Origin of the sequence: uncultured Nostoc sp. (genome assembly GCF_964245445.1) — a bacterium.
GTDB lineage: Bacteria > Cyanobacteriota > Cyanobacteriia > Cyanobacteriales > Nostocaceae > Nostoc.
This window is the reverse complement of record NZ_CAXTNE010000016.1, coordinates 1-10,477: the sequence shown is the minus strand read 5'-3', so window position 1 is coordinate 10,477 and position 10,477 is coordinate 1. Positions and strand designations below refer to the sequence as shown.

General features: G+C 44.7%; 9 protein-coding genes. All 9 read left to right on the top strand.

Annotated elements, in window-relative coordinates:
* Positions 1–120 precede the first annotated feature (120 nt).
* On the top strand, positions 121–1,395 hold the full coding sequence (locus tag ACFE90_RS04660; RefSeq protein WP_375498183.1) for a nif11-class peptide radical SAM maturase 3: 1,275 nt from the start codon (positions 121–123) through the stop codon (positions 1,393–1,395).
* Complete coding sequence (locus ACFE90_RS04655; RefSeq protein ID WP_375498181.1) at positions 1,392–1,604, top strand: hypothetical protein; 213 nt, start codon at positions 1,392–1,394, stop codon at positions 1,602–1,604. Before ACFE90_RS04660 ends, ACFE90_RS04655 begins: the two co-directional genes overlap by 4 nt.
* Before the next feature lie 31 nt (positions 1,605–1,635).
* Positions 1,636–3,324, top strand: coding sequence for a Nif11-like leader peptide family RiPP precursor (locus tag ACFE90_RS04650; protein ID WP_375498179.1), 1,689 nt, complete (start codon positions 1,636–1,638; stop codon positions 3,322–3,324).
* 56 nt (positions 3,325–3,380) lie between these two features.
* The gene (locus tag ACFE90_RS04645) at positions 3,381–4,193 is read left to right on the top strand and encodes a MinD/ParA family protein (protein WP_375498177.1); all 813 of its coding nucleotides are present in this window, start codon (positions 3,381–3,383) and stop codon (positions 4,191–4,193) included.
* Positions 4,190–5,419: a DUF7005 family protein gene (locus ACFE90_RS04640; RefSeq protein WP_375498175.1), complete on the top strand. Its 1,230-nt coding sequence runs from the start codon at positions 4,190–4,192 to the stop codon at positions 5,417–5,419. Before ACFE90_RS04645 ends, ACFE90_RS04640 begins: the two co-directional genes overlap by 4 nt.
* A gap of 3 nt (positions 5,420–5,422) precedes the next feature.
* Positions 5,423–6,505, top strand: a complete 1,083-nt coding sequence (locus ACFE90_RS04635; protein WP_375498173.1) for a cyclic nucleotide-binding domain-containing protein — start codon at positions 5,423–5,425, stop codon at positions 6,503–6,505.
* A gap of 310 nt (positions 6,506–6,815) precedes the next feature.
* Complete coding sequence (locus ACFE90_RS04630) at positions 6,816–7,082, top strand: hypothetical protein (protein WP_375498171.1); 267 nt, start codon at positions 6,816–6,818, stop codon at positions 7,080–7,082.
* 488 nt (positions 7,083–7,570) lie between these two features.
* Complete coding sequence (locus ACFE90_RS04625) at positions 7,571–9,016, top strand: NHLP bacteriocin system secretion protein (RefSeq protein ID WP_375498169.1); 1,446 nt, start codon at positions 7,571–7,573, stop codon at positions 9,014–9,016.
* The coding region (locus tag ACFE90_RS04620) for a cysteine peptidase family C39 domain-containing protein (RefSeq protein WP_375498167.1) at positions 9,003–10,477 on the top strand (1,475 nt) is incomplete at its 3' end. The genes ACFE90_RS04625 and ACFE90_RS04620, both read left to right, overlap by 14 nt.

The window sequence follows — 10,477 nt, the reverse complement described above, 5'->3', positions numbered from 1 at the left end:
GCAAAGGCATTCTATTCCAGAATTAGCACGGATCAGGCGTTAGTGTATTTTCTCTTTTGAAACATCATAGAACACAGCATACACATAACTTAATTTATTCCCTTAAGGGAGGGAAAAATTATGTCCGAGAAATATCGCAGAATCAGTTATGCTGTTTGGGAGATTACCCTAAAGTGCAACCTTGCTTGTAACCATTGTGGTTCTAGGGCAGGGCAAGCCCGCACTCAGGAACTTTCTACAGAAGAAGCTTTGGATTTAGTCAGGCAGTTGGCTGAGGTGGGAATTACAGAGGTGACGCTGATTGGCGGCGAAGCCTTTATGCGTCCCGACTGGTTGGAGATTGCTCAAGCCATCACCCAAGCGGGGATGCTCTGTCAGATGACTACAGGCGGTTTTGGCATTTCCCTAGAAACCGCCCGCCGAATGAAGCAAGCAGGAATTGTCAATGTCTCTGTTTCTATAGATGGTGGCACAGCAGAAACCCACGATCGCCTGCGTGGTAAAAAAGGTTCATGGCAGTCTGCATTCAAAACCATGAGCCACTTCCGAGAAGTTGGCATCTATTTTGGCTGCAACACCCAAATCAACCGTTTGTCTGCTCCAGAATTTCCTCTGATTTACGAGCAGATCCGTGACGCGGGTGCTAGGGCTTGGCAGATCCAACTTACAGTTCCTATGGGCAATGCGGCAGATAACGCAGATATTCTCCTCCAACCGTATGAACTGCTAGACCTTTACCCAATGCTTGCCCGTGTGAGCAAGCGGGCTAGCCGTGAAGGAGTCAGGATGCAACCTGGTAATAACATCGGCTACTACGGCCCGTATGAGCGGCTGATGCGCGGAGGCGGGAATGAATGGGGATTTTGGCAAGGCTGCGGTGCAGGGCTGTCCACACTGGGTCTTGAGGCAGATGGTGCGATTAAAGGCTGCCCTTCACTACCCACAGCAGCTTATACTGGTGGTAACATCCGAGACCGTTCTCTCAGGGAAATTGTTGAGCAAACAGAAGAACTGCGATTTAACCTCGATGCCGATACTCCCAAAGGAACAGAACACCTATGGGGATTTTGTAAAACCTGCGAGTATGCTGAACTTTGCCGGGGAGGTTGCACTTGGACGGCGCACGTATTCTTTGATCGCAGAGGGAACAATCCTTATTGTCACCACCGCGCCTTAGAGCAGGCAAAGCAGGGGATGCGGGAGCGGGTTTATCCGAAGGTGCAGGCGCAGGGACTTCCTTTCGATAATGGGGAGTTTGCCCTGATTGAGGAGCCAATTGACGCTCCTTGGCCAGAGAAAGACCCACTTCATTTTACTAGCGATCGCATTCAGTGGTCAGATAGCTGGCAGGATGAACCCAAATCTGCTTACGCCCTAGCAAGAGGTGTAATATGAGCCAAACAAGTAATTCCGGTGCTTGGGAGAAAGAATTACTTCCCAACGAAGGAACCGACAATTTTAAGTCTTTGAATAGTATTTCGGATGCTCAATATCCTATCCTACCGCGTTCTGGTTGGCAAAACCGGCGAGCCTTTTTAAAGGTTCTTGTTAAGGCGAAGCAGTCCTTGGACATGGCAGAAATTACTGCTACTCTCTGGGATTGAGGCAATTCATTATCATAGCCTCTTAAAATATATGTCTGTTGAAAGCGCACGAGCCTTTTACGAGCGGATAGCCACGGATGAAGTGTTGCAAAAGCAACTCCAAAAAGCTGCCAGCGATGATCAACGCTCAAAGATTATACTAGCTGCTGGCTATAGTTTTACACCACAAGAATGGGATGCCCTGGCAAATAATAATATCAGTGATGCAGAGCTAGATGCGATCGCAGGCGGAGTAAGTGCTGTCCCTTACCAGCCACCCAGCAGAGTATGGTCGGGTTTAGAACAAATCAGCTTTGATAAAATGCATCGGTTGTTTAACCCCTCTGCCTGGTCTATTAGGACAAAACTCTCGGTAGCACTGCTCTGTGTTGCGCTCATACCGATGAGCTTCACCACCTATCACAACCTCCAAGAGAGCCTAAAGAGTGCAGAGGACAGCGAATACCGCAAACTGGAACTCTTAGCCACCAGTAACGCTAGTCGCCTCGACCAGCTAATTCTCGACATCCAACGTGTTGCCGTCCAAGTCAGTACTGATAAAGATGTGGTGGGTTTTCTGGCTGCTACCACTCCCCAGAAGCAAACAGCCTTTCACTCCTCGATGCAACGAACACTAGATAACGTCTTTCGCTCCAACCCCGACTATGATGTTGTCTACGTCATGGATACAAAGGGGCGCTGCCTCGCCGCCACCGATCCCACATTCATTGGTCAAAACTACGCTTTGCGTGAATACTTCCGCTTTAGCATCCAGGGACGCCTTTATGTCTCTAGCATTGTAATAGGTACAACGAGTGGACGACCAGGCATCTACTTCTCCAACCCTGTGCGCTCTGAGGGCGGCAAGATTGTAGGAGTGGCGGTTTTAAAAATCAAGGGAGAGGACATCTGGAAGATCGTAAATGCATTGCAGGCTGGCTCTCAAAGCTATGCCTTCTTGATTGACGAGCGTGGGGTGATCATTAGCCATCCTGATAAATCGCTGCTTTATCATAGTCTAGCCCGCTTGCCACCTGAGAAACAAAAGCAGGGTGAAACTGACAGGCTTTATGGTGTGAATCAGATCAAAAGCTTGAACATTCCAGAGTTAGCAGCAGTAATCGTCGGAGCTAAACAGACAGGTCACACCAACTATTATTCCCCCCTTGAGCAGACGCACCAAATGCTCGGTTTTACCCCCTTACAACAGCAACCTTGGGTGTTAGGGGTGAACAAAGCCCACGCCCAGTTTGATGCTCCCTTAAATGAACTCATTTGGCAGAACAGCCGCAGCTTACTGGCAGTAGGAGCGATCGCAGCAATCATAGCCCTACTCTTGGCGCAAAGCATTGCCAAACCGATTCGTGCCTTAACAAAAGCAGCGCAAGCTCTGGTAGAGCAGGATGATTTTGATGATCATCAGTTAGCTAAAGTGTCTTACACAACTGACGACATCGGTCAATTAGTACGTGTTTTCCTACAAATGGCTCAAGAGGTGAAAGCGCGAGAGCAGAAGCTCAAACAACAAGTACTGGAATTAAACGTTGAAATTGACGAAGCGAAAAAGGCACGTCAGGTAGCTGACATCACACAGACAGATTATTTCCAGGAACTGCAACAAAAAGCGCAAAAAATCAAGGGGCGAATGGCCAAAAATGATGAAACAGAAACGGACTATTTCCAGCAGTTACATCAAAAAGCACAAAATCTTAAAGGTCGCGTTGTAAAAGTAGCTGATTGAAGAAATCCGCAGATAGCAACTATATCGAAGTTTTCACATAACTGGGGTATGACATAATGTCCAAAATTGTATCTATTCACTCGTTTCGTGGTGGTACGGGCAAATCAAATTTAACTGCTAACTTAGCCGCTACTATTGCGCGTCTTGGAAAACGTGTAGGTATTATTGACACCGACATTCAATCACCAGGGATTCATATTATTTTCGGTCTAGACGAGTCAAAAATGAACCGCTCCCTCAATGATTACTTATGGGGACGCTGTGTAATTAAGGATGCTGCATACGATGTCAGTAATACGTTAAATGCAGAAGGGGAGACATCTAAAGCAAATGGCACTCTCTACCTGATTCCTTCCAGTATTAAGGCAGGTGAAATTTCCCGAATCTTGCGCGAGGGTTATGACGTAGGCAAACTTAACGAGGGCTTTGAGGATCTGATGCGCGATCTCAATCTGGATTACCTATTGATTGATACTCACCCTGGTTTGAATGAAGAAACCTTACTGGCGATCGCTATTTCGGATATCTTAGTCGTTATCCTGCGTCCAGACCGCCAAGACTTCCAAGGTACTGCGGTAACGGTGGAGGTGGCGAAAAAATTAAACGTGGACAAAATGCTGCTGGTAGTTAATAAGGTGCTACCCGCAATGGATTTCAAAACTTTACGAGAACAGATGGAGACGACTTATGATACCCCAGTGGCTGGCATTGTGCCTCTTTCTGAAGAGATAATTCAGCTAGCCAGTAGTGGTTTATTTTGCCTGCGTTACGCTGACCATCCGTTTAGCCAGACGGTGCAAGAAATTGCTCGGCAGATTGTGGATCGGGTTGAGTTAAATAAAGTATTGGTGGGAGGCAATCACTTTTGAGCAATCAACACCAACTTCGTGCTAATGTACTTGCCTCTTATGGTGCTACTGCAAGGGAGATAGAAGAATTACTTGCCTACAATCAAAACACCTTTGATCACAGCTTTTTAACACTAAGTGCCAAGTTTCCGCTTGCACCCGAACCTCATGTACCCGTCTGGGAAGAATACGCCACTTTTGCTAAAGAGGTAGGAGTCTTTCAAGCTTTATCAACCAAGTTGGTACAGTTACAGTTCCCTATACTCGAAGGCATCAGCCAAACCCAAGTATACCGCTCTGCTACCCGTAAGGGTGTGACAGTAGATGGTATGGTCGAGGCGACTGGTCTGATTTTGCAGCAACCCGAACAACTCCACTTGATCCTACATCAAAGCTTGGCTGGAGTTATCCCGGTTTTGCTCACCAGGAACCGAGAGGACTTTGTTTCTTTGGTACAGGCGTTAACGATGCGGAATGAACCACTACCAGTCCCTGCTTCTATGGGAGCCTGCATAGTTACTGGTTTCAACAACTGGGATCGGGTTCGCCAGTATCGCCAACAATGGTCAGCTAAAAATTTTGGTAACTGCTCCGAAAGTAGTTGGTTAGAAGAATTTGGGCGACTAATCCCACAAAAGCAGCTCTATCAAGATCGGTTGATTATTTTGAGTGACGGTTTTTATAGCAATGTTTCAGCCAGCGACATCGGACTTTCGGAACCAGAATGGCGGCATATTTCCCTAACTATTCGGCTAGAACATGAATGTACTCACTACTTCACACACCGCTTATTCGGCTCCATGCGGAATAATCTGCTTGATGAACTGATTGCCGACTACAGAGGTATTGTGGCAGCTATCGGACATTATCAGGCTGATTGGTTTTTACGTTTTCTGGGGCTGGAGTCGTTTCCAGATTACCGAGAAGGAGGCAGATTGCAAAATTACCGAGGTCAACCGCCGCTTTCAGAAAGGGCATTTAAGATTCTACAAGCATTGGTGAAGTCTGCTGCTGAGAATTTGGAGCGCTTTGACGCTCAATATGGGCAGGAGTTAAGAACTCTCAATAATCAACCGATTATGTTAATAGCTTTGACTTATTTAACATTAGAGGAATTGGCTTCTTCTGAGGCACACTCATATATCCAAAAAATTCTAGACCAATTGCGGACAAGTCTGAAAGAGGCAGAGAGGCAGGGGAGCAAAGGAGCAGAGGGGCATCCAAAATCTAAACCACAATTGATATGAGTTATGACAGAAGTTCTACTTAAAGAGTTGAGTAATAGCGACATCAATTGGATGATCGCTACGGGTCAGAAAAAGGAGATACCTGCTGGCACTATCCTTGTACAGCAAGGAAAAGTCCTCGATACCCTACACATCATACTAGATGGAACATTCACAATCACTGTGTCACAAGCTACAAACAATCCTCTAGATCAAGCTTTTGCAGCTATGGAGGATAGCGAAACATTAGGACGAGAGATTGGTAGGTTATCAAGCGGTGAGATAGTAGGAGAAATCCCGTTTCTTAATGTTCGCCCAGCTGTTACTACTGTTGAAGCTGCCCAAAAGTCGGTGGTAATATCTATTTCTCAACAGCAATTGAGGGTAAAATTGCAGCAGGATGTTGGTTTTGCATCTCGATTTTATCGAGCGATCGCTATTCTACTTGCAAACAGAATTACTCAACTTGGTCATAGCAAACTTGTTAAGAACAAGACGCTTAGAGATATGCTGTTTGTTTTGGAACAATTGCATGATAGTGACATCGATTGGCTGATTGCTACAGGAAGTAGCCAAAAAATTGCCCCTAATACAGTACTCATCCGTGAAGGAGGGCCTGTAGATGCACTGTATATCCTACTGGATGGAACAATGACAGTTTCTGTTTCTGAGGATGAACGTAATCCTTTAACTCGCGCCTTTGCGGTTTTAGAGGGTGAGGAAATCAGAAGCAGAGAGATAGCGAGATTATCAAAAGGCGAAATCGTAGGAGAAACAGCTTTCATTGATACTCGCTTACCTTTTGCAACTGTCAAAACTACTAAAGACTCACTTGTGTTGTCAATTCCTCGACAACAATTAGCAGCAAAACTACAGCAGGATATAGGTTTTGCTTCTCGATTTTATCGGCTGATTGCTACCCTACTTGCCAATCGCCTACAGGAAATGTTCAGCCGACTTGGTTATGGCAGACGCATTTATAGCAAAGGTCAATCATTAGATGAAAATCTTGAATATGAAGATGAACTGGATGCCAATATTTTAGATAACATGGCACTGGCTGGAACAAGATTTGATTGGATGTTGAGCCGTTTAAAAAGAAATTAGATTTATCTCGATAATATGTATAGTGTTAGGTTTTGGCTTAACACATTTTTTTATATATATTTAATTCAATCAGGTTTAAAGAATCTGGATTTTTTTATAATTTAGACTCATTAAACCTTTTGTCTTGATTAAAAATTGCATTTGTAAAACTACTTTTTATCAAAAAAAACGTTAGTCTGATCAAAAAATAGTGGATTGTTTAGTTAATTAATTTTCTTTAGTATTGGATTATAACAAGCAGTTACTAATAAATAACAACAAAAATTTATCAGCAAATGCTTGTAGATTGTTAAAATATGGAGAAAGAACAATGTCTAATCTAGAAGAATCAAAACTACCACTGTCTGAAGCACAAGAATCAAAACTACCAATATCCCAAGAGCAAGCCGAAGCCAAATCTGAAGATGAGCTAAATGCTGAAGAAGCAGAAGCAGTTGCCGGAGGAGGTCTTATTGGTGCAGCCATAGGTGGTGTTGTTGGTGGTGCTGTTGGCTATATTACAACTGGGAATCTAGAGGGTGCTAAAGCTGGTGCTGCTGGTGGTATTGCAGTTGGAGGTTTTGTACCTGAGCCGTAATATTTTACGGCTCTCTTTTTGCTGATAATCAAAGCACCATTCCCCGCCTCCGGTATCCTTCCACCAGATGGTAGAAGGTTTGGGGGTGGGGTTTTACAAACTCAGTATTGCTTAAAGAACCTTTTTGATTGTTGCCTATTTCCTATTAGTTGAATTGCACTCGTCAGTTCATGAATCAAATCTGACTGCTATAGAAATGATTTGAATCTATTTACTTTACAGCTTTTTTTCTCAATATAAACTCTAAATTGATGATAATTTGAGATGCTCAAACAATTCAAAACAAAAAAAATTACTCAAGCTGCCTTGAGATTTTTAATTTTTACAGTAGTTCTTGTTATTGTATTAAAATTTCAAGGAATGCCATTGATTAGAGCATTACTAAATGCCTCTGTGGGCGGTGCAATATTTGCAGTTTTAATGGAATTGATCGCTTTGTTTCGGAAGTAAGGGTTTTCCCAATTTTCGTAATAATAAAGTGAGGATTAATGGTTGAACACAAGCAAAATTTATTCCGAAAAGAGTCACTAGAGCGTTTATCTTCACCTGAAAGGCTAGACCAATTAATGCAAGTGGTCAGCCCTAAAAGCTGGCTACCTTTAACGGCTTTAGGTTCCTTGGTAGCAGTCGCCGTGGTTTGGAGTGTTTATGGACGCATCCCAATTACCGTGGAGGGTCAAGGGGTACTGATTTATCCACGCAACGTTATGCCACTGCAATCAAAAAGTGCAGGGCAGTTACTTGCTTTGAATGTGAATGTTGGGGATGTCGTTAAAAAGGGAGATGTATTAGCAACGGTTGACCAAGTTGACCTGCGTAAGCAATTACAATTAGCGCGGGCTAAACTAGCCCAACTAGAGGAGCAGGATCGCAACGCCAGTTTATTACAAGGGCAGCGTCAGCAACTCGATACAAAAGCAATCCAAGAACAACGCCTAACTCTTGAGCAAAGACTAAAAATTGTCCAGGATTTGACACCTGTATTGAGGGAGAAAGGGCTGGTATCAATCGGGCGCGATCGCCTAAATTTACAGCGACGCTTAGAAACACTCCAAGGGCTGCTTCCTACTCATAAAAAGAGATTAGATAATCGTCAGAAACTATTGACAGAGGGAGCAATTCCTGATGATGTAGTCTTAGAAGCGCGGCAACAATACGACGATGCGCGTGCAAGCATCGATGAAGCTGAATCTCAGTTGAAGCAACTAGACCTTAAGGAAGCAGATGCACAACAGCAATATCTCTCAAATCTCAACGAAATCAAAAACATTCAAGCTCAATTGCAAGAACAGAATAGTAAAGCAGCTACTCTAGCTCAAGAAGACCTGCAAACTGCAACTACCCGCAAAAACGAGATTCAAGAAGTCAAGCGAGAGATTGCCAAACTAGAACAACAACTAGGCAATAACAGCCAGATTATCTCTCAACACTCAGGACGTATTTTAGAAATCACTGTTACAACGGGGCAGGTGATTGATGCTGGAACCCGTTTAGGAAGTATAGATGCAGAAAATTCATCTAACAAAATGGTTGGCATCACCTATTTTCCGGTTGGAGAGGGCAAGAAAATTCAACGGGGTATGACGATTCAAATTACACCGCAAACCGTGAAACGGGAACGCTTTGGCGGTATTGTTGGTAAGATTACCACTGTCTCACCATTTCCCATTACCAGAGAAGCAGCCGCTAGTGTAGTGGGCAATCCCGAAGTGGTGACAGGTCTCATGGGTGAGAAGCAAGAGGCTGTTATTCAAGTATTTGCTGACTTGCAGCCAGATTCTACCACTTTTAGCGGCTACAAGTGGTCTTCTTCTGATGGCCCGCAGCTGAAAATCTCTTCTGGAACGACTACATCTGTGCGAGTCAAGGTGGAAGAGCGATCGCCGATTACGTTTGTTTTACCTATTTTGAGGTCTGTCAGTGGTATCTACTAATCCTTCATTAGTGGCACCGATTAATCCTTTGCAGTACCTGCAAAACCTGTTGAAAAATCCAGGTAAGCGGGTAAAGACACCCACGCTTTTGCAAATGGAGGCAGTAGAATGTGGTGCCGCAGCTTTGGGAATTATTTTGGGTTACTATGGTCGGATTGTGCCTCTGCCAGAACTGCGTCGAGAGTGTGGAGTCTCCCGCGATGGCAGCAAAGCTTCTAACGTCCTCAAAGCTGCCAGAAGCTATGGACTCCTTGCAAAAGGCTTTAAGAAGGAACTGGATCAACTTCCAGACCTCAGCCCTCCCTATATTGTGTTCTGGAACTTCAACCACTTCTTAGTAGTAGAGGGATTTAGCTCTGCTTGGGTTTATCTTAACGACCCAGCCACTGGGCCACGAAAGGTGTCTCAACAGGAATTTGACGAGGGGTATACCGGAGTAGTGTTGGTTGTAGAACCAGGGCCAGAGTTTGAAAAAGGGGGACGTAAACCTAGCCTGATTTTATCGCTGTGGTCACGGCTAAAGGATGCTACTGGTGTCTTAATTTACTGTCTAGTCGCAGGATTTTTGTTAACACTAGTGGGACTGGCAGTACCAGTATTTAGTCAAGTGTTTGTAGACGAAATCCTGGTGCAAGGACGACAGCACTGGCTGCGTCCGTTGTTACTGGCAATGGCGATCGCAGCAGTCCTCCAAGGAGTATTAACCCTGCTGCGATTGCGGTATCTACGCCGCTTGAAAGTCAAGCTGTCTGTAGGAATGTCCAGCCGCTTTCTGTGGCATATCCTGCGCTTACCCGTTAGCTTCTACGCCCAACGGTTTGCAGGTGAAATTAGTAACCGCACCAGTCTCAACGACCAAGTTGCTGATGTGCTTTCGGGACGATTGGCGACTACAGTCATTGATGCGGTGATGGTAATTTTTTATGCCATAGTCATGCTCCAATATGACTGGGTACTGACTTTACTTGTAGCTAGTTTTGCTGCTGTAAATGTCTTAACCTTGCAGTGGATCTCTCGTCAGCGGGTCGATGCTAATCAGCGATTAATTCAAGAGTATGGTAAAGCTGCGGGCGCATCGATTGCCGCTCTCCAAAGTATAGAAACTCTCAAAGCATCAGGGTTGGAATCAGATTTCTTTTCGAGGTGGTCAGGGTACTACACCAAGGCGATCAATTCCCAGCAAGAACTAGGGGTGACAAACCAAACTTTCTCAATATTACCTACACTTTTGTCTTCACTCTCATCAATGGCTTTATTGGTTGTAGGTGGTTTACGAGTCATGGATGGACATCTTAGCATCGGAATGCTTATAGCCTTTCAAGGACTGATGCAGAGCTTTCTGCTGCCTGTTAACAATCTCGTCAACTTCGGTAGTACCCTCCAGGAAATGGAGGGCAATTTAATTCGCCTAGATGATGTGTTGGATAACCCAATTGAAGGAGCAGGGGAAGCAGGGGAGGC

Bases quoted from the DNA above. Each gene is read 5' to 3' on its own strand.
- ACFE90_RS04660 (WP_375498183.1), top strand. From the start codon at position 121: ATGTCCGAGAAATATCGCAGAATCAGTTATGCTGTTTGGGAGATTACC.
- ACFE90_RS04655 (WP_375498181.1), top strand. From the start codon at position 1,392: ATGAGCCAAACAAGTAATTCCGGTGCTTGGGAGAAAGAATTACTTCCC.
- ACFE90_RS04650 (WP_375498179.1), top strand. From the start codon at position 1,636: ATGTCTGTTGAAAGCGCACGAGCCTTTTACGAGCGGATAGCCACGGAT.
- ACFE90_RS04645 (WP_375498177.1), top strand. From the start codon at position 3,381: ATGTCCAAAATTGTATCTATTCACTCGTTTCGTGGTGGTACGGGCAAA.
- ACFE90_RS04635 (WP_375498173.1), top strand. From the start codon at position 5,423: ATGACAGAAGTTCTACTTAAAGAGTTGAGTAATAGCGACATCAATTGG.
- ACFE90_RS04630 (WP_375498171.1), top strand. From the start codon at position 6,816: ATGTCTAATCTAGAAGAATCAAAACTACCACTGTCTGAAGCACAAGAA.
- ACFE90_RS04625 (WP_375498169.1), top strand. From the start codon at position 7,571: ATGGTTGAACACAAGCAAAATTTATTCCGAAAAGAGTCACTAGAGCGT.